Here is a 22,982-nt window from a genome sequence, read left to right on the forward strand (position 1 = left end):
GCGTCGAATCAGCAATTGCTGAAGAATCCCCCCGCATGGTAGCGAGCGACAGCGGCGGGCCTTCAAGCTGCCCACCAACACTTGAAGTGATTCCCAGGTCTGAAAAATCCCGCCATCCGGCACAACATCGTCCTTGAAATCTGTGGACAACTGTATATATTTACAGTAACTGTAAATTTATACAGCATTTGCCATGGACGACCTTATCCGCATCGAAAACGAGTACGACCGCCAGACGGTGCTCTGGCTGCGCGAGCGTCTGGGTGAACAGGCGCTCAACGAAGTCGTGTTGCGCATGGATGTGCGGGGGCGGCCCTATGCGTCGGAAGTCTGCCGCACGCTGGGCCTGACGCCGCCGCCGCGCAAACGCGCGGCACCGCGCCGCGCGCGACCACTCAACCGGGCCGTCGGCGAGGCCTATCTGGCTACGATTCGGGGCATCCTGCGCGGCGGGCACGCGGCTGCATAAGCCGCCTTGCGCTAGTCCGCGAGCGTGGCGGCCGTTTCTTCGCGCAACCAGGCGAGCCACGCTCCGGCCGCGCTGTCAGCCGCAATAGGCGAATCGGACAGCAGGTAGTAACCCGAGCCGTCACGCCGGAACCCCTCCGGCGCAACCAGCCGTCCATCTTTCAGGTCATCGCTGGCCATCAGCTTTGACGCAATGGCGGTGCCCTGCCCCGCCAGCGCAGCCTGCAAGCTGAGATAGAAATGTTCGTAGCGCGCCTCGGGCAAGCGCCCGCGTGGCCAAGCCGTGCCACTGGCGCGCCACCACGCCTGCCATGCGTCAGGACGGGTGGCGCTGTGCAGCAGCCGTCGGCGCGCGGCGATATCCGCTTGCGGGGCATGCACCGGGCCGATCCATTCTTCGCAAATGGCGACCCCGTGCACGTGCGCGGGCCATGCAAAGTCATCGCGGCGCAATGCAACGTCCACACCCGTGCGTGCGAAATCGATGGGGCCGCCCGCTGCAAACAGATGCACCTGGATGGCCGGATGCCTGGCCTGAAAACGCGACAGCCGCGGGATCAGCCACCGCATCGCCAGCGTGGGTTCGCATGACACCACCAGCGCGGAAGACGTGGCCCGGCGGGCGATCCGGTCGATGCTATCCGTGAGGATTTCGAACGCATCGGCGGCAGCCGCATGCAACTGTGCGCCCGCCGGCGTCAGGAAGACAGCGCGGTTGCGGCGCTCGAACAGGTCGACTCCCAAGGAGACTTCCAGCTGCCGTATCTGCCGGCTGACCGCCCCATGCGTCACGTGCAATTCCTGTGCAGCCCGCACGAAGCTGCCATGCCGGGCGGCAGCTTCAAAAACACGCAGGGTATTCAGCGGAGGCAGCGCCATCTGTCAGTTTTTCTCACCGAAAAACGGCATCATAAATCGATTTTCAGCGATGGCGGCGGCATCCAGAATCGGCGCATCCTCACTTTGCGCTTGCACCGTCATGGCCGAACTCCTTGCTGTTGCCGTCATCACCATCCTCGCCGTCATCAGTCCGGGCGCGGACTTTGCCATGGTCACGCGCAACAGCCTGCTGCATGGCCGGCGCGCGGGCGTGCTCTGCGCGATGGGCATTGCGCTGGGCGTGCAGGTGCACGTGTTCTACACGATGTTCGGCGTGGGGCTGCTGATAGCGCATGCTCCGGCGCTTCTGCAGGGAATCAAGCTGGTGGGCGCGGCGTACCTGGTGTGGATTGGCTGGAAGACGCTGTCGGCCAAGCCGTTGCCCGGCGGCGAAACAGCCGCCTACGGCACGGGCGCTCCAACGCTATCGACCCTTGCTGCACTGCGCATGGGTTTTCTCACCAATGCGCTCAATCCAAAAACGACACTGTTCGTGGTCAGCACGTACACGCAGGTGGTTCACGCAGGCACGCCGCTGGTCGCGCAGTTCGGCTACGGCGTGTTCATGTCGGCGGCGCATGCGGTGTGGTTTGCCTTGGTGGCATCGGTGTTTGCGTCCGGTGCGTTGCGACGTTCTCTGCTGGCACGTCAACGCCTCGTCGACCGCGTGATCGGCGTGATCCTGATCGGACTGGGATTGGCACTGGGCCTTGCGCGGCTTGCGTGATGTCGCACACCGCAGCCTGCCCGTGCCTGCGCCCGTGCCGTCTGCCCCAGGTCTTCTGCTGATGACTGGCGTGGGGCGGGACAGATCCACGCCATCGAGAAGTAATGCCGCAAAACAAAGCGGCGGAGCGTCCGGGAGGGACGTCCGCCGCGCTGCATCTGTACGCGATGTGCGGTGCGCTATGCCGCCTGCTGGCGCTTGCGTTCGATATCCGGCAGGAACACCGTCAACAGGCCGATGAGCGGCAGGAACGAGCAAAGGTGATAGACGTTGTAGATGTCGGTCGCATCGGCCAGCTTGCCGAGCACCGCGGCGCCGATGCCGCCCAGCCCGAACGCAAACCCGAAGAACAGGCCCGAGACCATCCCGACCTTGCCGGGAATCAGCTCCTGTGCATACACGAGGATGGCCGAGAACGCCGAGGCCAGCACCAGCCCGATGATCACCGTGAGCACGGCCGTCCAGAACAGGTTGGCGTACGGCAGCAGCAACGTGAACGGCGCCACGCCCAGAATCGACACCCAGATCACGACCTTGCGGCCGACGCGATCACCAATCGGGCCACCCACGATCGTGCCCACCGCCACCGAGAACAGGAAAAGGAACAGGAACAGCTGTGACGTCTGCGCCGACAGGTGGAACTTGGTGATCAGGAAAAACGTGTAATAACTGTTCAGGCTTGCCAGGTAAAAGTACTTGGAGAACAGCAGCACGACCAGCAGCGTCATCGCAAACGCGACCTGCCCACCCGACAGCTTGATCGCGGCGTGCGCACGGCCGCCTGCCTTGCGGCCATGGCCAGCGGCACGTTCACGCTTGTACCAGCCGCCCACGTGATACAGCACGAAGATAGCGATCAGCGCGGCAATCGAGAACCACGCCAGGCTGTGCTGCCCATACGGCATGATGATGATTGCCGCGAGCAACGGACCCATCGCGCTGCCCGCATTTCCGCCCACCTGGAACAGCGACTGCGCCAGCCCATGGCGGCCGCCTGAGGCCATACGCGCCACGCGCGACGATTCCGGATGGAAGATCGACGAGCCGGTGCCCACCAGCGCCGCCGCCAGTAGCACCGTGCCAAAGTTGGGCGCCACCGACAGCAACAGCAGCCCCACCAGCGTAAAGCCCATGCCCACAGCCAGCGAATATGGCTTCGGATGCTTGTCGGTGTACAGCCCGACCATCGGCTGCAGCAGCGACGCCGTGATCTGGTACGTGAGCGTGATCAGCCCGATCTGCGAGAAATCGAGATGGAAGTTGCCCTTGAGCAGCGGATAGATCGCCAGGATCAACGACTGCATCATGTCGTTGAGGAAGTGCGCGAAGCTGATGGCGCCGATCACGCCAAAGCCGGTCTTGTCGGCCTGCGCGGCGGCAGTCGCCGGGGCAGCGGCCGTGCCGTTTGCGGTGGTTTGCATGATGGTTTGAGGTCACAAAGTTGAGGCGAGGAAGCGCTCAATCTTCCGCCTAAACGGGGCCGGCGTGTTACCGCAACTTCGACAACGATTAGCGCAAACCGGACAATCTATTGCTACGGCAGAAGCGTCAGCTCACGCCGCGCCCCTTTCACTAAAACAGGAGGCGTTTTCCCGCAAACCCTGGCCCCGCTTGCCCTGGCAGGTAGCTAACGTGTTAGCCGTTTTCTCGCGCGGGGCTACTCCGTTCGTAGCATGGCCGCCCAGGAGACGCTTTCTATACTCGCCAGCATGGACTGCAGCACGACGCCGCAACACCAGCCTGGCGCCAGTGCCGACGGCCTGACGGAGCCCGATGCGTGAGCCGCTTCACACGCACGATGATCCGCAACCCGAACCGATGACCAGCATCGACGATGCCGCACATCGGCCAACATGGGAGGGGAGCCATGATGATCTTGCTAACGGGAACGCTATGCCGCGCGATGGGAGACCTTTTCTATCAGGCCCTGCTCGACGACCGGGTCGTCTGCTGCTTCGTCACGTCCGAAGCCGTGGATGTCACTGGCGACGGCACGCGCCCGCCGCCCGCTTCGTCCCCATGTACCGACCCTCGGCTCGCTGACGTCTCTCGGTCAGCGAGTTATTGCGCGCCCCTCGTCCCGTAGGGCGCGCTCTTTTCTGCCGATGCCGTCAGCGCGGGGGCGCTGGCGGGTCACCCCACGCATCAACGGGAAACGTGTCAGCCGATGAGCCCGGCGTCCGTCAACTCACGCTTCATATAGGCGTACAGCACCGGCGCGGCAATCACGCCGCCCACGCCAAACAGCGCTTCCATCACGATCAGCGCGAGGATCAGCTCCCAAGCCCGCGCGTCGATACGGCTGCCAATGATGCGCGCATTCACGAAGTACTCCAGCTTGTGCACCACCACCAGGAAGATGAGCGACGCCACCGCCAACTCCAATGAGGCGGTCACGCTCATCACCACGATCGCTGTGTTGGAGATGAGGTTGCCCGCCACCGGAATCAGCCCCGCCACAAAGGTCAGCAGGATCAGCGACTTGGAGTACGGCACGTGCTGCCCGAACAGCGGCAGCGCGCCCAGCAGATAGATGGCCGCGAGGGCCGTGTTGAGCGCGGAGATCTTCACCTGTGCGAACACCACGGCGTCGAACGCATCGGTCAGCCGGCTCAGCCGGCTCACCAGTGCTCCGGCCAGGGGCTTGTGGTGCTCGGCGTCGGGCGTTTCCGACCAGGCCACCATCGCGCCCAAGATCAGACCCACCAGCATCAATGCGCTGGCTCGCAGTCCATCGATGCCTATGGTCGACACCTGGTGGCCATGCTCCTTGAGCATCTGCACGAGCTGCACACGCAACTCGGTCACCGATTGCGGCACGTAATTCACCACCGCCGCCGGCAGCGACTCGCGCAAATTGTCGAGCACATCGGCAATGCGGGTAAGCATGCCTTCGAGCCCATGACCGTGCTCGACCAGGCGGCCGATCCCGATGCCGAGTCCCGCAAGAATCAGGGCTGCGATCACGAACACGCAAATCACCGCGCTCGCCCTGGCGCGTGTGGAAACCGTGCGCCGCGCGCGCAGGCGCGCTTCCAGCTTGCGGGCCAGCGCATAGACAAGAAAGCCGGCAATGGCGGCTGGCAGCAGATGCAGCCACAGCACGGCTGCAATCATGGCGGCCACCAGCACGTAGCTGACAGCGTTGATCGGGCGAGTCTGTGCGTTGGGGGGAAGCTCAGGAGGTAGCATCGTCATGAGAACAGGCCGGCGGCAATGTTGATGGAGAGCGCAAGGATGCTCGTATTGAAGAAGAACGACAGCAGCGATTGTCCCAGCACCGCCCGACGCATGGCGCGCGATCGAATGCTGACATCGGCCGTCTGACTGGCGACCGCGATCGTAAAGGAGAAGTAAAGGAAATCCCAATAATCGGGCTCGATCTGTTCGTCGGGAAACCGTAGCGGCGGCTCGTGGGGCGCACGGTAATACAGATGCGCGTAGTGGACCGTGAACATCATCGGCACCATGAGCCACGCACCCAGCACCGTGATGCCGGTGAACACGTAGTGCGACGTCTGCGCATGTCCTGCCGACTTCGCGGTCGCCAGTTCGAACGCAATGGCGACCATGCTGGCCACCACCCCTAGGCAGACGACCGCCAGCACGGCTGAAGCCCGTTCGTCTTCATGGCGGGCGACGGCGCGGATGCGGAGTGGATCGGCGCGCAACATCATCACCATGATCAGGATGAGGTACGCCCACACGGCGATGTCCCAGCCGAGCAGCAGGCGGGAGAGCCAGCTATGTGCGGGTAGGACAGCAACCGCGGCGGCGCCCAGCGCAAACGCCGACAACAGGCGCGGCCGTGTCGCGGCAAAGCGGGAAACCTGGGAAAACTCGGAGGATTTGTCTTGCGGGTTCACGTGCGCCTCAGGTGCGTGCCTCGGTGTGCTCACACAAGGCTGGCAACGCCAGCCCGTTGAGGCGACATGGTAGCCGCTTCGGCGCCGCTTCAGGACGGCAAGAGGATGGAAGCGAACGAGCGCTTGCAACGCTCCTGCAGACGCTCGTGCGTTGAGAGCTGTTCCGCGATGACAGTGGCGTCCGGATACACACGGCACATGCCGATCATGGCAGTCTCAAGCGACCCTTGCGAGCTGGCCTGGAACTGGAATTGCTCCAGTACCTTGTCATCGGCATCCCGCACGGTGATCTGGAATACGCCCGGGGTGACGGTCGCGCAGGCGGCCAGCATGGCGGCCGCGGCCAGCGTAAGGCACAGGAGGGAGCGGGTCGGACGACGGGAACGAATCATCATGACTTCCGGGTTGCGATGAGGGTGAGACGCCACAACGGCGACTCGGTTCGCAATCATTGTGCTTCCAGGTAACACAAACAAAAACGCCCGCAATGTGCGGGCGTTCTTGCGTAAGGAACCTGGCTCAGGCCACGGCGCCTTCGGTGTAGGTGTCGAACTTGCCTGCACGGGCCAACGCGCCTTCGGTGTACGGGTCAAACTTGCTGCCAGCCTTGGCACCCTCGGTGTAGGTATCGAACTTGCCTGCGCGGGCCAGTGCGCCTTCGGTGTACGGGTCAAACTTGCTGCCGGCCTTTGCCCCCTGGGTGTACGGATCGAACTTGTCACCAACCTTGGCGCCATCCGAGTACACGTCAAAGCGCTGGCTGACTTGCGCAGCACCTTGCGTGTACACGTCAAACTTGGCTGCCGCCAGGGCCGGCACACTTGCCAGGGCGATCAGGGCGGCAATCAGAGTACGTTGGGCTTTCATGATGTCTTCTCCAGAAGGGCGCAGCGCGTCGGGCAGGTGATCCGGACGTTTCCGGGATCTTCTTTTTCGCTGCGGCGCCGCATTCGATGGAGTCATCGTAGGCGAGCCTGTTCAGACAATAAATGTCGCGACAGACAATTTATTGTTGCGATATTTGAAATTGCGGGAAAACCCGCATCAACATTGGCATTGCGGCCTGTAGCAAAGGCTGGCGGGCCGATTTGCGCAAACAAAGGATGTGACTTTTTCGCCAAAAGTCAGCGTTGTGCGGTCTCCGAACGTGTTGGATTGTTGCGTTCTGCCGCATCGCATCATGGTCTTGGAACACGCACAGATTGTCATTTCCCGATACAAACGCGCACAGGTTGGCGAATGACTCTGTGTCACACTGCGCGGCATTCGCTTTCAAAGCCACCCATGATGAAACGCCTTCTGCTCGCTGTGTCCCTGCTTGGTGCTGCATGCATTTCCGGCTGCGGTGTGGCGGCCGCGCCGTGCCGCGTGGCATCGGCGGGCCTGAAGATGGTGCCGCTGGTCGGGCATGTGGCGGCCGCACCTACCGACGCCTGCGCGGACATCATTGATTGATGGGTCGCCGATTGTCTGCGGCTGGGCGGGAGACCTGCCATCGTCGAAAAGGGCCGAGACTGAGTCTCCCTCATCCTCATATGGACGCGAGCCGCACTTCACAGCGCCCGCTGCATGAGCAGACAATCGAGCCAACGACCAAACTTGTAGCCCACCGCCTCAAGCACGCCCACCTCCCGAAACCCGCAGCGCGCGTGCAGTTTGGCTGAACCCGGGTTTTCGCGGCCGCCGCCCACCACGGCCACCATCTGCTTGAAACCGCGCGCTTGGCATTCGCGGATGAGCGCCTCGAGCAGCAATGTCCCGACGCCCCGCCCCTGAGCGGCGCTGTCCAGGTAGATGGAGTCTTCCACCGTATGGCGATAAGCGGGTCGCGCGCGATGCGGGCCGGCATACGCATAGCCGAGCAACATACCGTCGGCTTCGGCCACAACGTAAGGCATGCCGGCATCCTGCAAGGCGTGAAAGCGGCGCGTCATCTCGGCCAGGTCGGGGGCGTCGATCTCAAAGCTGGCGGTTCCGGTCTGCACGTTATGTGCATAGATGCCGACGATGGTCGGCAAATCCTCGACAGTAGCCGCACGAATGGCGACGGCGCCGGGAACGCGTAAAGAAGCGGAGGCATGGATGGGCATTGCAGAAGACATGGCGGCAGGATGGGGAAGCGGTATGAAGCGTTCATTGTCACGCCAATTTCACACGCACCGCATATCGCCGAGTGCATTCCGGTGACATGGCTATCGGGCAGCGCCGGAATGCGGTAACTTGGCAAACGCATTTGCCTCCTGCGCCCTTCCTGCCATGCATGACCTGTTCCCCCTTATCGCCGAATACGGCGCGTTTGCCGTGTTCCTCAATGTGCTGCTGACGCAAGCCGGCGCGCCGCTGCCGGCCGTGCCGACGCTGCTGGTGGCCGGCGCGCTCACGTTTCACGGACCGCTCTACCTGATGGAGCTGGCACCGGCGGCGGTGTCCGGCGCACTGCTGGGCGACGGACTGTGGTATTTCGCAGGCAAGCGCTATGGCCGACACGTCATGGCACTGCTGTGCCGCGTGTCGCTGTCGCCTGATTCATGCGTGCGGCGCACGCGTACGCAGTTCGAGCGCTGGGGCGCGCCGATGCTGCTCATTGCGAAATTCATCCCGGGTTTGTCGACCGTATCGTCTGCGTTGCTGGGCACAATGCGCACGCCGTTCAGCACGTTTGCGCTGTACAACCTGGTGGGCTCGGCAATTTGGGCAACGCTCTGGCTGCTGCTGGGCCGCGTCGCGCACGACAGCATCGACCAGGCGCTGCGCCAGCTCGACCTGCTCGGCACGCGCGCCGTGCTGCTGATCGCGTTGCTGGTGGCGGTGTATGTGGCGGCGCGCTGGCTGCAGCGCTGGCGCTTTCGCAAGATGCTGGAGATGGCGCGCATCTCGCCCGACGAGTTGCACGCGTTGATCGAATCTGGCGCGGCACCCGTCATTATCGACGTGCGCGCCGACAGCTCGCGCATGCTGCAGCCGCAACGCATTCCTGGGGCAATGCTGTACGACATGTCCAGCAGCAACCGCGCGATCGAGATCGACGGCCCCGACCGCGAGATCATCATCTACTGCGCCTGCCCCAACGAGGCGTCTGCCGTCATGCTGGCGCGCACACTGATGGGCCGCGGCTTCAAGCGCGTGCGTCCGCTGCATGGCGGTATCGATGCATGGGTGGAGCGCGGCTATGGCGTGGAGCACGTCGTATCGGTCACGCCCGCCACACTCGCAACGGCGGAAGCGGGCGCCTGAGGCTGGCCCGCATGCGCGCCGCGACGACAAAGCGGACGCACAAAAACAAAAAGCGCACCTCTCGGTGCGCTCTCCCGTAAGTACGGCAAACATGCGGTGCGCCAGCCCCCCGGCTCGGACACCCCGCATCGGTCCGTGTGCATCCGCCCGAGGACGGATGTGGCGAAATGATCCCCGTTTGATCCCTTCTTCGCCGGTCGGACTTGACCCCCTTGTTATTCGTTGGCGACGCTGCCGCGTCAAATCGATGCGCGGCGCCCTCGCTTTTGTTATTTCCCGTCCCTCTTTCGTTGCCTTGCGGCTGGCCATTTTTCCATGGCACTCCTGCGTATTAACGGCAGGGTTGCACCGAACTTTAGGCGCCGCGGGGCCAACGTCAGGCAAACGTGTCGATCGCGCCCTCGTGGGTGGAGACACGGCGCGGTGCCACTGCCAGCGTATCGGTGGTGTCTTGCGAGCCGCCGCTTCCATAGCGGCCGCCGCTTCCATTGCCCGAACCGCTACCCTGGTTTTGCGCCGATGCGCCTTGTGATGCGTTCTGCTGCTGGCTGAAGTCGCCCGTGCTGACGGATGTTTGCGCAAGCTGCATCCCGCCTTGCTGCATGGCGTCGCGCAGCCGCGGCATGGCGTCCTGCACAAGTTCGGCCACGGCCTGGTGCTGGCAGACAAAGCTCGCGTTGACCGCGCCGTTGTCCACTTCCAGCTTGACGTGCATGCCGCCCAGCTCCGCCGGGTTCAACTGCAGCTCGGCCGACGATTGGCGATGCACTTGCATGAAGGCGAGCTGGCTGGCCATGCTCTGCGGCCATGCGGCGTCGCCGAAGGTGGGCAGCGTGTGGACTTGCTGCGGCGTGATCGATGCCGCTGCTGCACCACCCGCATTGGCGCCGCCTACCGCAAAGGTAGGTGCAGCCGCCATGCCGGCGTCGCCATTCGCACGCGACAGCACGCCCTGGAACAACGCACCGCTGCCTTGCGCATTGGCTTGCGTACCGGCGTTGTCCGTGCCAGCGTTGCCGCCATTGCTGGCGCGGCTGGAGGCATCGGTCACGGCAGCGGTTGCCGCTTGCGTGACGGTGCTGTGTGCGCTCAGGTCGCTGCGGCGCGCCAGGCCGTGGTCGGCATTGGCGCCCTGCGCAGACGACGTGGTGCCGAGTTGGCGCGCTGCGGGCGGCGTGTTGTCGGCCACGGCGCGCGTACGGGCCATGGTCTGGGCCAGCGTGCCGCTGTCGGGCAGCGCGGTGGCGGGCGGCGTCGGGGTGTTTCCAGCGTTCGCCTGGGTGTCCTTGGCGGCAGGCAAGCCCGCCTGGCCGACCTGTGCCGTCGCGGCCGGCTCAACGGCGCCTTGGGCCCCGTTAGCAGCCACGTTTGCTGCCGCCTGTGCGGCGGCGTCATTTGCGGGCGATTTACCGGTCACCGGCGTTGCCAAGTCGGCATCGGCCTTGGTATTCGCTTGGGGTGCTGGCTGTGCAACGGGCTGCTGCATGGCTGCGGCGGCCTGCTGGGCTGCCTGGCGTGCGGCCTCGATCTGGGCCGCCAACTGGGCAGCCGGATCGGCTACCGCCTGCTGCGCAGCGGTATCAAGATCCTTGGTGCCTGCAGGCTGGGCCGGCTTGGCGCTGGCCGTATCCGCCGTACTGCCGGCGGGCGTTGTAATGGCCGGCGCGGGCGTATTGCCGTCGGCCGGCTTGGCGTCCTGACCGTTGCTCGCGGCATCGGTGCGGGTGGCGTCCTTTCGCGCGATATCGGCACGGCGGGCGGCATCGTCCGCGGTGGACTGAGCGTCGGCGCGGCGGCGCGCGGCATCCTGGGCCATGCGGTCCGACAACAGGTTGCCGAAGGTATCGGTGCCCGACGACGGGGCCTGCGTCTTGTCGGCGGCGGCGGTGTTGCCGGCCGACAGCATGGCGCCCAGGTCTTTGGCAGCGGCGTTGGGGGTGGCACTCAAGCCCACGTTGACTCCATCTTGCGACTGCGTGTTCGCGTTGGTCTTCAATTGCCGCCCTGTGCCGCACGCATGCGGATCACCTTGGCGGCGTGTTCGTCGTTGTCGCGCTGGGCACGGCGTTCTTCGTCCAGGCGCTGCTCTTCAATGTGGCGCTGGCGCAGGATGTCGAACGACTGCTCGCGGCGTTGCTTTTCAAGCCAGTTGGCACGGCTCATCGCAAGCTGCTGCTCCAGCGCGTTGATGGTGCCTTTCTGCTGGTGCACGGCATTGCCCAGGCGGTCAATAAAGGCCGCATAGTTGCGCAGGCGCGTGACGTCCATGCCGCCTTCAGCGCTGCTCAGCATCTGCTGGTGATAGTTGTTGCGGTAGTCGGACAGCAGAGCGAGCTTTTGCGTGGCGGCCTCGCGCGTGTTCATCAGCCGGCCGACTTCCTGCGTGGCTTTCTCGGTGTCCTTCTGGGCCAGTTCCAGCACGGTTTCGAGGCGGAACGGCTTGTTCATGGTGGTCATCGGTAGACCCTCCAGCTTCCCGTTACATCAACCCATCGGACGCAAACCCGGCGGCTTTAGCCTTCGGCTTGCGCAACGCTTGCGGCTTCACAGTGTCAAGCGGCCGCATCACGCCAGCACTCCCTGCATTTTTTCCAGCGTGTGCTCGCGGCTTTCGTTCTCGAACATGCCCTGCTGCAGGAACGCTTCCATGTCGGGGTAGCGCGCGATGGCCTGGTCGGTCACCGGGTCGCTGCCACGTGCATAGGCGCCCACGGCGATCAGGTCGCGGTTGCGCTGGTAGCGGGCGTAGAGCTGCTTGAAGCGGCGGGCCGTGTCGAGCTGCTCGCGCGGCACGATGGCCGACATCACACGGCTGATCGACTGCTCGATATCGATGGCCGGGTAGTGGCCCTGCTCGGCCAGCTTGCGCGAGAGCACAAAGTGGCCGTCCAGGATGGCGCGCGCCGCATCGGCAATCGGGTCCTGCTGGTCATCGCCTTCGGCCAGCACGGTGTAGAACGCGGTGATGGAGCCGCCGCGGCCGTTGGCATCGACCATGCCGTTGCCGGCACGCTCCACCAGCGCGGGCAGCTTGGCAAACGCCGAGGGCGGATAGCCCTTGGTGGCTGGCGGCTCGCCGATGGCCAGGGCGATCTCGCGTTGCGCCATCGCATAACGTGTGAGCGAATCGACGATCAGCAGCACGTTGCAGCCGCGGTCGCGGAAGTATTCGGCAATCGTGTGGGCGTAAGCGGCGCCCTGCAGGCGCATCAGCGGCGAGGTGTCGGCGGGCGCCGCCACCACGGCCGAGCGTGCCAGGCCTTCGTCACCAAGAATCTCGTCGATGAATTCCTTGACTTCGCGGCCGCGTTCGCCGATCAGGCCCACGACCACGACGTCGGCCTCCGTGTAGCGGGCCATCATGCCCAGCAGCACGCTCTTACCCACGCCCGAGCCGGCAAACAGCCCCAGACGCTGGCCTTGGCCAACGGTCAGCAGGCCATTGATGGCGCGCACGCCCACGTCGAGCACATGCTCGATCGGCTTGCGCTTGAGCGGGTTCAGCGGCGCCGGGTTCAACGTGCCCCAGGCCAGGTCTTCATGCGCGCCCAGCGGCCCCTTGCCGTCGAGCGGTTCGCCGTTGGCGTCCACCACGCGGCCCAGCAGGCGCGGGCCCACGGGCAGGAATTTGCTGTGCGAAATGGTCGGGTCGGCGCCGTCCTCACTCGACACGGGCAGACGTTGCGGCTCCAGCGGGAACACGCGCGCACCGGGCACCACGCCCACCAGATCCGTTTGCGGCATCAGGAAGGCGCGCTCTTCGGCAAAACCCACCACTTCGGCCAGCACGTGGCGGCCGTGCGGGAGTTCCACGCGGCAGGCGCTGCCCACCGGCAGCTTCAGGCCAACGGCTTCCATGACCAAGCCTGCGACACGCGTGAGCTTGCCGCACGTCACCACCGGGCGCGCCAGACGCGCACGCTGCGCGGTCTGCTGCAGGTGGGTTTGCCACACGCGCAGGTTCGGATTGTCGGCGGCGGGCTGCACGGTCTCAGGCGACATGGAGTGCGCCTCCTGCAACGCGTTCTGCTTCAGAGCGCTCGCTGGCAAGCCACGCGGTGTCGCGGCCCAAAGCACGGGTCAGTTCGGCCCAGCGGGTTTGCAGCGTGGCATCGGTTTCGCCAAAGCGGGTCTGCACGCGGCAGCCGCCGCGCTCGATGGCGGCATCGACGACGAGCGTCCAGCCGGCGGCGGCCAGCTCGGTGCCCAGCGTCTGGCGGATCAGCTCAGCGTCATCGGTATGCACGCGCAGCATGGCGGGTGCCGGTGCGGTGGGCGCATCGCCCAGCACTTCGCGAATCAACGGCAGGATGCGCTCGGGCTGCGCACGCAGCGCACCGTGCAGAAACTGCTGCGCGAGTTGCAGCGCCAGATCAACCAGCTCTTCGGCAACGCTGCCGTTCAGTTGGTCGATCGCTTCGCGCACGGATTGCATCAGCGTGGCGATGTGCTTTGAATCTTCCTCGCCCTGGCGGCGGCCTTGTTCAAAGCCATCCTGAAAGCCTTGCGCAAACCCATCGCGGCGGCCTTCGTCGCGCGCAGTGGCAAGTTCGGCGTCCAGCGCGGCTTGCCATTCCTCTTCGGAAATCGGCGGCTCTTCGGGCTCAGGCGGAGGCGGCGGCGGCTCGGCGGCGACAGCAGCCTCTGCGGCCTGCCGCCGGAAGTCGGTCGGTTCCCACGGTTGGTATTCGACCAGCGTGTCGCGCGGGATGATCGGCGGACGCGGCATCTCAGCGCTCCGTCACAACAGGGCAACCGGCACGGTCAGACATAAGCGTCCTCCGCCTTCCGGCCGATCGTGATCTCGCCTTCGTCGGCCAGGCGACGCGCAACCACCAGGATTTCCTTCTGCTGCGCTTCGACTTCCGACACCTTGACCGGGCCCAGCACTTCCAGTTCTTCCTTGAGCATCGTGCCGGCACGCTGCGACATGTTGGCGAACACCTTGTCGCGGAACTCCTGCTTGGCGCCCTTGAGCGCCACCACCAGAACGTCCTGGCTGATCTCGCGCAGCAGCGTCTGCAGCGCACGGCCATCCAGGTCGATCAGGTTGTCGAACACGAACATCTTCTCGACGATGGCATCGGCCAGCTCCGGATCGCGCGAACGCACGCCTTCGATGACGGAACTTTCCACGGCGCTCGGCACCAGGTTGAGGATTTCCGCTGCCGTAAGCACGCCGCCCATCGCGCTCTTCTTGCGGTGGTCGTTGCCTTGCAGCAGCTTGGTCAGCACGTCGTTCAGCTCGCGCAGTGCGCTGGGCTGAATGCCGTCGAGCGTGGCGATACGCAGGATGGTGTCGTTGCGCAGGCGCTCGGTGAAATAGGTGAGGATTTCCGACGCCTGGTCGCGGTCCAGGTGGACCAGGATCGTGGCGATGATCTGCGGGTGTTCGTTGCGGATCAGTTCCGCCACCGACGATGCGTCCATCCACTTCAGGCCTTCAATGCCGCTGGTGTCACCGCCCGACAGGATGCGGTCGATGATGTTGGCGGCGCGGTCGTCGCCCAGTGCCTTGCGGAAGACGGTGCGGATGTACTCGTTCGAATCCACGTCCAGCGGCAGGTCTTCGGCTTCAACGAAGAACGCATCAAAGGCGTCGAGCACACGCTCGCGCGAGACGTTCTTCAGCGCGGCCATGGTCGCGCCCAGCTTCTGCACTTCGCGCGGGCCCAGGTGCTTGAGCACTTCGGCGGCTTCGCTTTCGCCCAGCGACATCATCAGGATGGCGCTGCGTTGGAGTCCTTCGGCGCTCATTCGTTACTCACCCATTGTTTGATGACGGCCGCGACAGCGCGCGGGTTGCTCTGCGCCACGCGGCGCATGGTCTCGAGCTTCTTCTCGAAGTCGTTGTTCTTGAGTTGCGGCAGCGCGTCCGGCAGCTCTTCGGATTCGGCGCCGGCAGCCGCCGGGCCTTCCAGTTCGGGGCCGGCCGAAGCCGCGGCGCCGGTGATGATCGGTGCGTTCGGGTCTTCGCCCTCGCGGCCAACGAACGTGGGCGTGACCGGCTCGGCCTTCTTGCCCATCGAGCGGATGGCCGGACGGATCACGGCAAACACGAGGATCAGGAAGCCGATGGCCAGCGCCAGGTATTTGGCGGCCTGGATGGCGTACTGGATCATCTCCGGCTGCTTCCACAGCGGCAGGTCGTCTTTGGGCGTAGGCAGCGTGCCCGAGAACTGGCTGTTGACCACGTTGACGGAGTCGCCACGCTTGGCGTCAAAGCCCACGGCATCCTTGACCAGTGCGTTCAGCTTGACCATCTCGGCTTCCGACAGCGGCTTCCACGTCTTGCCGTCGCCGCGGTAGTTGACCACCACGGCCACCGAGAGGCGGCGCACGGTGCCCACCGCGGCGCGGGTGCGGCGCACGGTCTTGTCGACTTCGTAATTGGTGGTGGTGTCGCGGGTGCTCGACGAATTGCCGTTGGTTGCGGTGCCGCTCGTGTTGGCAGCGGCCGCTTGCTGCGGTTGGCCGTTCGGGCCGGTTGCGGCCGGCTGCGACGCCGAAGCCGGAGCCGGTGCGGTCGGCAGCATGCGCGGCGCGGTCGGCGGCTGGTTGGACAGCGCGCCCGGCACACCACCCTGGGCGTCGGCCTTGTTCTGCGTGGCTTCAGCGGTGTGGGTGCTGCGCACGGCGGCGTTGGCCGGGTCCTGGTTCGGACGATACGTCTCGGCCATCTGCTCGGTGTTGTCGAGATCGACGTCGGCCGTCACCTGCGCGCGCACGTTGTCCTCACCCACCACGGGGCCGAGGATGGCTTCGATGCGCTTGATGTAGCCCTGCTCGACATCGCGCACGTAGCTCAGCTGCGTCGGGTCAAGGCCCGAGGCGTTGTCCTGGAACGAAGACGACAGCAGGCGGCCGGATTGGTCGACCACCGTCACGTTGGCCAGCGGCAGGTTCGGCACGCTGCTCGACACCAGGTGGCCAATGGCCTGCACCTGCGAGCGATCGAGCATGCGGCCCGGATACAACTTGAGCAGCACCGAGGCGCTGGGCTTGGCCTGCTCGCGCACGAACACCGACGGCTTGGTCATCGCCAGATGCACGCGGGCGGATTGCACCTCCTGCATGGCCTGGATGGTGCGGGCCAGCTCACCCTCCAGGGCGCGCTGGTAATTGACTTGCTCGGTGAACTGGCTGGTACCGAATTTCTGGTTTTCCATCAGCTCGAAGCCGGCCTGGCCGCCCTTGGGCAGACCTTGCGACGCCAGCTTCAGGCGGGCCTCGTGCACGCTCGTCTCGGGCACCATGATGGCGGTGCCGCCCTCGGCGAAGCGGTAAGGCACGTTCATTTGCTGCAACGCAGCGATGATCGCCCCGCCGTCGCTGTCGGACACATTGCTGTACAGGACGCGATAGTCCGGACCGCGGCTCCACAGCATCGCGGCGGCAATGACAGCCACGAGCGCTGCACCGCCGATCGTCATCAGCAGACGCGGCGACAGACGGCCGAGCGGGCCCAGGGCGCCCAGCGCACCTGCACCTCCCGCGTTCTGGCGCGTCATCGCGCCCTGGCCCACCGCCGGCATATCCACCGTACCTAGCGTGTCGGCGACAGCAACCGAATCGGCTGTCGTTGGCATCCCAAATCTCCTGACTGACTACGTTGCTTGAGCGGTCGCCCAACATCTGGGCATGGCTCCGTGGTTGCCATTATCGGCAGCGGGTGCGCAAGCAAATTGCCAAGAAGAGGGCCTTTTCCCGTTCTTTTGGGCGCTTGGGAACGACCGCCGGGCGGCTACCTTTGCATCACCGTGGCGCCATAGCGACCAGCCGGCCCGGGCGGAAAACGCCCAGGAAAGCCGGCCCAGGCAGCCAAGCAGCGGCGCCGCAAGCAATACGAGCAAAGAGGAGTTGACTTCACATGGATATTACGAACGCCAATTCAGTGGTTTCGCTGATGAACAGCGTGCTGGCGCCCTCCACCAAGGTGGGCGGCATTGGCGCGGGCGGCGCGGCCTCCGGCGACGACGCCAAGGTCAGCGTCGACTTTGGCGCGGTGCTCAAGTCGTCGCTGGATCGGGTGGATGCGTCGCAGCAGAAGGCCGAGTCCGTTTCCCGCAGCTTCGAAATGGGCAACAACGACGTGGATCTGCATGACGTGATGCTCTCGCTGCAGAAGGCCAACATCGACATGCAGACGGCGGTGCAGGTGCGCAACAAGTTTGTCTCGGCGTATCAAAGCATCATGAGTATGTCGATTTGACGTCACTTCTATAGATTTAATTTTTCTTCGCGTCGCATGTCCAAACACGCCAAACACCGCGCCAAGCCAGCCAGGGGCAGTCTTGCGCTGGTCGTCATCGCCCGCGACGAGGCCGCCTGCATCGAGCGCTGCCTGATGAGCGCCAAGCCGCACGTCGATCGCATGATCGTGCTGGACACCGGCTCGACCGACGACACCGTGGCGATCGCCAAGGCGTGCGGCGCCCAGGTGCAGCATTTCACGTGGGTGGATGACTTTTCCGCCGCCCGCAATGCCGCGCTGGCCGCCGCCAATGCCGACTGGAACCTCGTGCTGGACGCCGACGAATGGATCGAGGGCGGCACGGAAGAGCTGCGCAACGCTTGCGGCTTTGGCCCGCTGCTCGGCGTGGTTTGCATCCGCAGCGAATACGACATTTCCGGCCATGTGGAGCATTCCAACAGCTGGATCGCACGTCTGTTGCCGCGTGGCGTGCGCTATCAGGGCCGCATCCACGAGCAGCCGGTCGTAACCGCGGCCAACCTGCAGCGGGTGCGCCTGCCGCTCGTGATTGGTCACGACGGCTACATGAACGCCAAGCTGGACCGCAAGCGTGGGCGCAACCACACGCTGTTGCAACTCGAGCTGGCCACGCATCCGGATGACCCGTATGTGCTGTACCAGCTCGGCAAAGACTTCGAGATCAACCAGAAAGACCCCGCCGAGGCCGCTGCGCACTATCAGCGCGCGCTCGCAAGGGCACCCAAGGTGGCGCCATATCGGCATGACCTGTGCATTTGCCTGCTGGCGTGTCTTTCCAAATCGAAGCAACTCGACGCGGCCATCACGCTGGCGGGTGAATGGATGGAAGAGTGGTCGGGCTCGCCAGACTACTTCTACATGCTCGGACACCTGATGTTCGAAGCTGCCGCGCAAGACCCCGCACAAGCCGAAAAGCAATGGCTGCCGATGGCAGAAAACGCCTTCCTGAAGTGCCTGGAGATTGGCGAGCAGCCCAAACTGGACGCCGCCGTATTCGGGCGCGGCAGCTTTGCCGCCGCCAAGTACCTGGCGCTGACCTACCGGGCCCTCGCCGACACCCTCGCCATCAAGTCGAACCATTATTCCGACATTGCGCGGCAGATGCAGGAACGCAGCGCCGCCGTCGCCGCATGAGTACGCAATCATGAAGACAGTCATCCTGGCCGGGGGCCTCGGCACGCGCATCAGCGAGGAATCGCACCTGCGGCCCAAGCCGATGATCGAAATTGGTGGCCGCCCCATCCTGTGGCACATCATGAAGATCTATGCCGCGCATGGCATCAACGATTTCATCATCTGCCTCGGTTACAAGGGCTACGTCATCAAGGAGTACTTCGCCAACTACTTCCTGCACATGTCGGACGTGACGTTCGACATGTCGAAGAACGAAGTCACCGTGCATGAGCGCCATGCCGAGCCGTGGCGTATCACGCTGGTGGATACCGGCGAGCAATCCATGACTGGCGGGCGCCTGAAGCGTGTTGCCGCGTATCTCGACCCGAACGAGCCCTTCTGCTTTACCTACGGCGACGGTGTGTCCGACGTCGATATCACCAGCAAGATCGCCTTCCACCGCGCCCACGGCAAGATGGCCACGGTGACGGCCGTGCAGCCGCCGGGCCGCTACGGCATGCTCCAACGCGATGGCAACCGTGTGACCGGTTTCACGGAGAAACCACCCGGCGACGGCGGCACCTGGATCAACGGCGGCTTCTTTGTACTGAACCCGGCCGTCATCGAATACATCGCGGGTGAAGACACCCACTGGGAAGGCGAGCCGATGAATCGCCTGGCCGAGATGGGCGAGTTGAGCACGTTCGAGCACCATGGCTTCTGGCAGCCGATGGACACGCTGCGCGACAAGAACAGTCTCGAAGCCATGTGGCAATCGGGGAGTGCACCGTGGAAAAAGTGGTGACGCTCGACCCGCGTGCGTGGGCGGGCAAGCGCGTCTTCCTGACCGGGCACACTGGCTTCAAGGGCAGCTGGCTGGCACTGTGGCTGCGCCAGCTTGGCGCCGATGTGACCGGCTACAGCCTGGCGCCGGAAACGAACCCGAATCTCTTTACGCTGGCCGAGGTGGAATCGGCCATGGCCGGCCACACGCTGGGCGATATCCGTGACGCGGATGGCCTGCGTGCCGCGATGACGGCGGCGCGGCCCGACGTGGTGTTTCACCTCGCGGCGCAACCGCTGGTGCGTGCGTCGTACCAGGACCCGGCCGGCACCTACGCCACCAACGTGATGGGCACCGTAAACGTGCTGGAAGCCGCGCGCGCCTGCGCCGGCCTGTCGGCCATCGTGGTGGCCACCACCGACAAGTGCTACGACAACCGCGAGTGGGCCTGGGGCTACCGCGAGACGGATGCGCTCGGCGGCCATGATCCGTACAGCGCCTCCAAGGCTTGCGCCGAACTGGTGGCCGCAAGCTACCGGCGCGCGTTTTTCGCCAACGGCCCGCTGCTGGCCACCGGCCGCGCAGGCAATGTCATCGGCGGTGGCGACTGGTCGGAAGACCGCCTCATTCCCGATGCCGAGCGTGCCATGCGTGCCGGTACGCCGCTGGTCATCCGCTCGCCGCACGCCACCCGGCCGTGGCAGCACGTTCTGGATTGCCTGCATGGGTACCTGGTGCTCGCACAACGGCTGCTGGCCGGTGACGCCGCGTGCGCAACCGCCTGGAACTTCGGCCCGGACAGCGCCGCCACGCGCACCGTCGAACAGGTCTTGCAAGGCTTGCAACACCATTGGCCCGCGCTGATCTGGCAACTGGACGCCCATGCCGCCGCCGGCCGCCATGAAGCCGGCATGCTGCATCTGGACGCCAGCCGGGCGCGCCAGCATCTGGGCTGGCAGACGGCGTGGCCGTTCGAGACCGCGCTGGAACAGACCGCCGCGTGGTATCGGCATCTGCATGAAAAAACCGCGGATGCGCGCGCGCTGTGCGACCAGCAGATCGACCGCTTCACCGCCGCCGCGTCTGCTGCCGCTTTCAGGAGCGCCGCATGAGCCGCTTCACCATCCAACCGACGCCGCTGGCCGGCATGGTCGAAATCAACCGCAAGGTGATCGGTGACCATCGCGGCTACTTCACGCGCTTCTTCTGCGCAGACGAACTGGCCGCCGCCGGCTTTGACAGCCCGATCGCGCAAATCAATCACTCGTATTCCGCCAAGCGCGGCACCGTGCGTGGGCTGCATTTTCAGTACCCGCCGCATGCCGAGATCAAGCTGGTGAGTTGCGTGCGCGGCCGTGTGTTCGACGTGGCCGTTGACCTGCGTGCAGGCTCGCCGACGTTCCTGCAATGGCATGCGGTGGAATTGTCCGCCGAGCGCCACAACAGCCTGCTGGTGCCGCGCGGCTTTGCCCACGGCTTCCAGGCGCTAGAAGACGATTGCGAGCTGCTGTATCTGACCTCGACGCCGTACGCGCAAGCCGCTGAAGACGGCCTCAACCCGACCGACAGCCGCCTGGCCATCGAGTGGCCGCTCGACATGACCGAATGCTCCGACCGGGACCGCAACCATCCGCCGCTGACCGACGCATTTGCAGGCATCGCGTTGCGAGCCCTGAATCCTGAACTGCAGGAACAGCCATGACCCAAAAGATTCTGTACTCGAAGCCGTCGATCACCGAGCTGGAAGTCGAATACGCCACCGACGCCGCACGCAACGGCTGGGGCGACCAGTGCTACGCCTACATCAACCGCTTCGAAAAACAGTTTGCCGAATTTGTCGGCACGCAGTACGCCATTGCCACCTCAAGCTGCACCGGTGCCATGCACATGGGGCTGGCCGCGCTCGGCATCGGCGCCGGCGACGAGGTGATCCTGGCCGACACGAACTGGATCGCCACGGCATCACCCATCACTTACGTGGGCGCGACGCCGGTGTTTGTCGACATCCTGCCGGATACGTGGTGCCTTGACCCGGCGCTCGTGGAAGCCGCCATCACGCCGCGCACGAAAGCGATCATCGCCACGCACCTCTACGGCAACCTGTGCGAGATGGACCGCCTGCTGGACATCGGCAAGCGCCACGGCATTCCCGTCATCGAAGACGCGGCCGAAGCCGTCGGCTCGCGCTGGCACGGGCACGCAACCGGCTCGCAGGGCATCTTCGGCACGTTCTCGTTCCATGGCACCAAGACCATGACGACGGGCGAAGGCGGCATGTTCGTCACCAACGACCGCGCGCTGTACGACCGCGTGATGACGCTGAACAACCATGGTCGCGTCCCGGGCGGCAAGCAGTTCTGGTCCGACTTCATCGGTTTCAAGTACCGCATTTCCAACGTGCAGGCCGCCATCGGCTGCGCGCAGCTTGAGCGCATCGACGCACTGGTTGCACGCAAGCGCGAGATCTTTGCCGAGTATCAGGCGCACCTTGGCGGCGTTGCTGGCCTTGCGCTGAACCCCGAGGCGCCTGGCACGCTCAACAGCTACTGGATGCCCACCGTCGTGTTTGACGAAGCGCTTGGCATTACGCGCGACGGGCTACTGGCCGCCTTCTCGCGCTACGGCATCGATGCACGCGTGTTCTTCTACCCGCTGAGCGAAACCGAGCTGTTCGGCACGTCCGCCGCCACCGCGCGCCACAACGCGCCCAACAGCTACGCGATTGCCGAGCGCGCCATCAACCTGCCGTCGTATCACGACATGTCGAGCGAGAACATCAAGACGGTATGCAACGTCGTGCTCGATCTCGTGCGCGAACACCAGGAGACGCTGACATGCCTGGCATCCTGACCCCCGACCAGATCGAGACCTTCCAGCGCGACGGCCTGCTGATCCTGCGCGACTTTTATGCGCCGTCGCAGGTGGAGCCGATTCAGCGCGCGGTCTACGACATCATCGGTCTGGTGATCGACAAATACCGTCTCGACATCGAGCGAGCGCCATTTGCACCGGAACGGTTCGACGACGGTTATCAGGCGCTGATCAAAGCCAATCGCAAGTACGGCGCCGAGGTGTATGACGCAGTCAAACAGATCCCGGCGTTTGTCCGGCTGCTGGGCGACGAGCGCCATGAGCAGCTCGTTCGCAGCGTGCGCCCTGGTGCCCTGCCGGGCATTGCGCACGCCGGCTCCGGCATCCGCATCGACAACCCGCGCGAAGAGAAATTTCGCGCCAACTGGCATCAGGAATATCCGGCCCAGTTGCGCAGCCTGGACGGCGTGGTGTTCTGGAGCCCGCTCGTCGAAATCACGCCCGAGATCGGGCCGGTGGAGTTCTGCCCCGGCTCGCACGTCGAAGGCCCGCTGCCCGTCTTCAGCGCCGACCCGGACAACGCGGGCAAGCAAGGCGCCTACGCATTGCTGATCAAGGACGAGGCGAGCTACCTCGCGCGCTATCCGCACGTGCAACCGCTGACCAAGCCCGGCGATCTGGTGATGGTTGACTTCCTGGTGCTGCACGCCTCGGGACACAACACAAGCCAGCGTTCGCGCTGGTCGATGCAATTCCGCTACTTCAATTTCTGCGAGCCGACCGGGCGCTCGCACGGCTGGAAGGGCTCGTACGCCAACGGCGTCGATTTCCGTACCGTCCACCCCGAACTCTCCGTGGAAGCCTGAC

The 22,982-nt window shown here is 64.7% G+C and carries 24 protein-coding genes; 11 read left to right on the forward strand and 13 right to left on the reverse strand.

From position 1 onward, the window contains the following. The first annotated feature begins 193 nt into the window (after positions 1-193). The gene (locus tag N5B55_RS22080; RefSeq protein WP_065855799.1) at positions 194-469 is read left to right on the forward strand and encodes a hypothetical protein; all 276 of its coding nucleotides are present in this window, start codon (positions 194-196) and stop codon (positions 467-469) included. 11 nt (positions 470-480) lie between these two features. Here the strand turns inward: N5B55_RS22080 and N5B55_RS22085 are convergent, their stop codons facing one another. Beyond that, entirely contained in the window at positions 481-1,347 is an 867-nt protein-coding gene (locus N5B55_RS22085) for a LysR family transcriptional regulator (protein ID WP_304540089.1), read from the reverse strand. 100 nt (positions 1,348-1,447) lie between these two features. Between N5B55_RS22085 and N5B55_RS22090 the strand changes: the two genes are divergently transcribed. Continuing rightward, positions 1,448-2,074 (forward strand): LysE family transporter, encoded by a 627-nt coding sequence (locus N5B55_RS22090; RefSeq protein ID WP_304540090.1) that lies wholly within the window; start codon positions 1,448-1,450, stop codon positions 2,072-2,074. A 179-nt stretch (positions 2,075-2,253) separates the two neighbouring features. Here N5B55_RS22090 and N5B55_RS22095 read toward each other — a convergent pair whose 3' ends face one another. The 5 genes from N5B55_RS22095 to N5B55_RS22115 all read right to left on the reverse strand — a co-directional run bounded on the left by N5B55_RS22095 (position 2,254) and on the right by N5B55_RS22115 (position 6,807). Further along, positions 2,254-3,495 (reverse strand): MFS transporter, encoded by a 1,242-nt coding sequence (locus N5B55_RS22095; protein ID WP_154207503.1) that lies wholly within the window; start codon positions 3,493-3,495, stop codon positions 2,254-2,256. 739 nt (positions 3,496-4,234) lie between these two features. Further along, positions 4,235-5,272, reverse strand: coding sequence for an AI-2E family transporter (locus N5B55_RS22100; RefSeq protein WP_065855808.1), 1,038 nt, complete (start codon positions 5,270-5,272; stop codon positions 4,235-4,237). Next, positions 5,269-5,940, reverse strand: coding sequence for a DUF1345 domain-containing protein (locus N5B55_RS22105; RefSeq protein ID WP_178961304.1), 672 nt, complete (start codon positions 5,938-5,940; stop codon positions 5,269-5,271). Before N5B55_RS22105 ends, N5B55_RS22100 begins: the two co-directional genes overlap by 4 nt. Positions 5,941-6,029: 89 nt before the next feature. Continuing rightward, positions 6,030-6,332: a hypothetical protein gene (locus tag N5B55_RS22110; RefSeq protein ID WP_178962310.1), complete on the reverse strand. Its 303-nt coding sequence runs from the start codon at positions 6,330-6,332 to the stop codon at positions 6,030-6,032. 127 nt (positions 6,333-6,459) lie between these two features. Then, positions 6,460-6,807 carry a hypothetical protein gene (locus tag N5B55_RS22115; protein ID WP_304540091.1) on the reverse strand — a complete coding sequence of 116 codons (348 nt, stop codon included), beginning with the start codon at positions 6,805-6,807 and terminating at the stop codon, positions 6,460-6,462. A 420-nt stretch (positions 6,808-7,227) separates the two neighbouring features. On the opposite strand from N5B55_RS22115, the gene N5B55_RS22120 reads away from it, so the two are divergent. After that, the gene (locus tag N5B55_RS22120) at positions 7,228-7,395 is read left to right on the forward strand and encodes a DUF6726 family protein (RefSeq protein WP_369812458.1); all 168 of its coding nucleotides are present in this window, start codon (positions 7,228-7,230) and stop codon (positions 7,393-7,395) included. A gap of 98 nt (positions 7,396-7,493) precedes the next feature. Here the strand turns inward: N5B55_RS22120 and N5B55_RS22125 are convergent, their stop codons facing one another. Continuing rightward, positions 7,494-8,042 carry a GNAT family N-acetyltransferase gene (locus N5B55_RS22125; RefSeq protein ID WP_304540092.1) on the reverse strand — a complete coding sequence of 183 codons (549 nt, stop codon included), beginning with the start codon at positions 8,040-8,042 and terminating at the stop codon, positions 7,494-7,496. Positions 8,043-8,196: 154 nt separating this feature from the next. On the opposite strand from N5B55_RS22125, the gene N5B55_RS22130 reads away from it, so the two are divergent. Next, complete coding sequence (locus N5B55_RS22130) at positions 8,197-9,174, forward strand: DedA family protein/thiosulfate sulfurtransferase GlpE (RefSeq protein ID WP_065855814.1); 978 nt, start codon at positions 8,197-8,199, stop codon at positions 9,172-9,174. 376 nt (positions 9,175-9,550) lie between these two features. On the opposite strand, the gene N5B55_RS22135 is transcribed toward N5B55_RS22130, so the two are convergent. From N5B55_RS22135 to fliF, 6 genes are all read right to left on the reverse strand, one after another. Next, positions 9,551-11,128 (reverse strand): flagellar hook-length control protein FliK, encoded by a 1,578-nt coding sequence (locus N5B55_RS22135; protein WP_304541779.1) that lies wholly within the window; start codon positions 11,126-11,128, stop codon positions 9,551-9,553. A 38-nt stretch (positions 11,129-11,166) separates the two neighbouring features. Beyond that, positions 11,167-11,631: a flagellar export protein FliJ gene (fliJ, locus tag N5B55_RS22140; protein WP_065855816.1), complete on the reverse strand. Its 465-nt coding sequence runs from the start codon at positions 11,629-11,631 to the stop codon at positions 11,167-11,169. Positions 11,632-11,739: 108 nt separating this feature from the next. Further along, positions 11,740-13,176 carry a flagellar protein export ATPase FliI gene (gene fliI, locus N5B55_RS22145; RefSeq protein WP_065855818.1) on the reverse strand — a complete coding sequence of 479 codons (1,437 nt, stop codon included), beginning with the start codon at positions 13,174-13,176 and terminating at the stop codon, positions 11,740-11,742. Beyond that, positions 13,166-13,903 carry a flagellar assembly protein FliH gene (gene fliH, locus N5B55_RS22150; RefSeq protein WP_304540093.1) on the reverse strand — a complete coding sequence of 246 codons (738 nt, stop codon included), beginning with the start codon at positions 13,901-13,903 and terminating at the stop codon, positions 13,166-13,168. The genes fliI and fliH overlap by 11 nt, the downstream gene beginning before the upstream one ends. Before the next feature lie 35 nt (positions 13,904-13,938). Continuing rightward, on the reverse strand, positions 13,939-14,931 hold the full coding sequence (gene fliG, locus N5B55_RS22155) for a flagellar motor switch protein FliG (protein ID WP_065855822.1): 993 nt from the start codon (positions 14,929-14,931) through the stop codon (positions 13,939-13,941). Beyond that, complete coding sequence (gene fliF / locus N5B55_RS22160) at positions 14,928-16,763, reverse strand: flagellar basal-body MS-ring/collar protein FliF (protein WP_065855824.1); 1,836 nt, start codon at positions 16,761-16,763, stop codon at positions 14,928-14,930. Before fliF ends, fliG begins: the two co-directional genes overlap by 4 nt. A 281-nt stretch (positions 16,764-17,044) precedes the next feature. On the opposite strand from fliF, the gene fliE reads away from it, so the two are divergent. From fliE to N5B55_RS22195, 7 genes are read left to right on the forward strand one after another with little or no spacing between them, the layout of a single operon-like run. Beyond that, a complete protein-coding gene (gene fliE, locus N5B55_RS22165; RefSeq protein WP_027679898.1) occupies positions 17,045-17,386 on the forward strand; it encodes a flagellar hook-basal body complex protein FliE in 342 nt (113 codons plus the stop codon). A gap of 36 nt (positions 17,387-17,422) precedes the next feature. Beyond that, entirely contained in the window at positions 17,423-18,541 is a 1,119-nt protein-coding gene (locus tag N5B55_RS22170) for a glycosyltransferase family 2 protein (protein WP_304540094.1), read from the forward strand. A 10-nt stretch (positions 18,542-18,551) separates the two neighbouring features. Next, on the forward strand, positions 18,552-19,325 hold the full coding sequence (gene rfbF / locus N5B55_RS22175; RefSeq protein ID WP_065855831.1) for a glucose-1-phosphate cytidylyltransferase: 774 nt from the start codon (positions 18,552-18,554) through the stop codon (positions 19,323-19,325). Further along, positions 19,310-20,416, forward strand: a complete 1,107-nt coding sequence (rfbG, locus tag N5B55_RS22180; RefSeq protein WP_304540095.1) for a CDP-glucose 4,6-dehydratase — start codon at positions 19,310-19,312, stop codon at positions 20,414-20,416. The genes rfbF and rfbG overlap by 16 nt, the downstream gene beginning before the upstream one ends. Further along, on the forward strand, positions 20,413-21,006 hold the full coding sequence (rfbC, locus tag N5B55_RS22185; RefSeq protein ID WP_304540096.1) for a dTDP-4-dehydrorhamnose 3,5-epimerase: 594 nt from the start codon (positions 20,413-20,415) through the stop codon (positions 21,004-21,006). The genes rfbG and rfbC overlap by 4 nt, the downstream gene beginning before the upstream one ends. Further along, entirely contained in the window at positions 21,003-22,154 is a 1,152-nt protein-coding gene (locus tag N5B55_RS22190; RefSeq protein WP_304540097.1) for a DegT/DnrJ/EryC1/StrS family aminotransferase, read from the forward strand. The genes rfbC and N5B55_RS22190 overlap by 4 nt, the downstream gene beginning before the upstream one ends. Beyond that, positions 22,139-22,981 carry a phytanoyl-CoA dioxygenase family protein gene (locus tag N5B55_RS22195; RefSeq protein WP_304540098.1) on the forward strand — a complete coding sequence of 281 codons (843 nt, stop codon included), beginning with the start codon at positions 22,139-22,141 and terminating at the stop codon, positions 22,979-22,981. The genes N5B55_RS22190 and N5B55_RS22195 overlap by 16 nt, the downstream gene beginning before the upstream one ends. The last annotated feature ends 1 nt before the right edge of the window (position 22,982 follow it).

Origin of the sequence: Ralstonia pickettii (assembly GCF_030582395.1) — a bacterium.
GTDB lineage: Bacteria > Pseudomonadota > Gammaproteobacteria > Burkholderiales > Burkholderiaceae > Ralstonia > Ralstonia pickettii_D.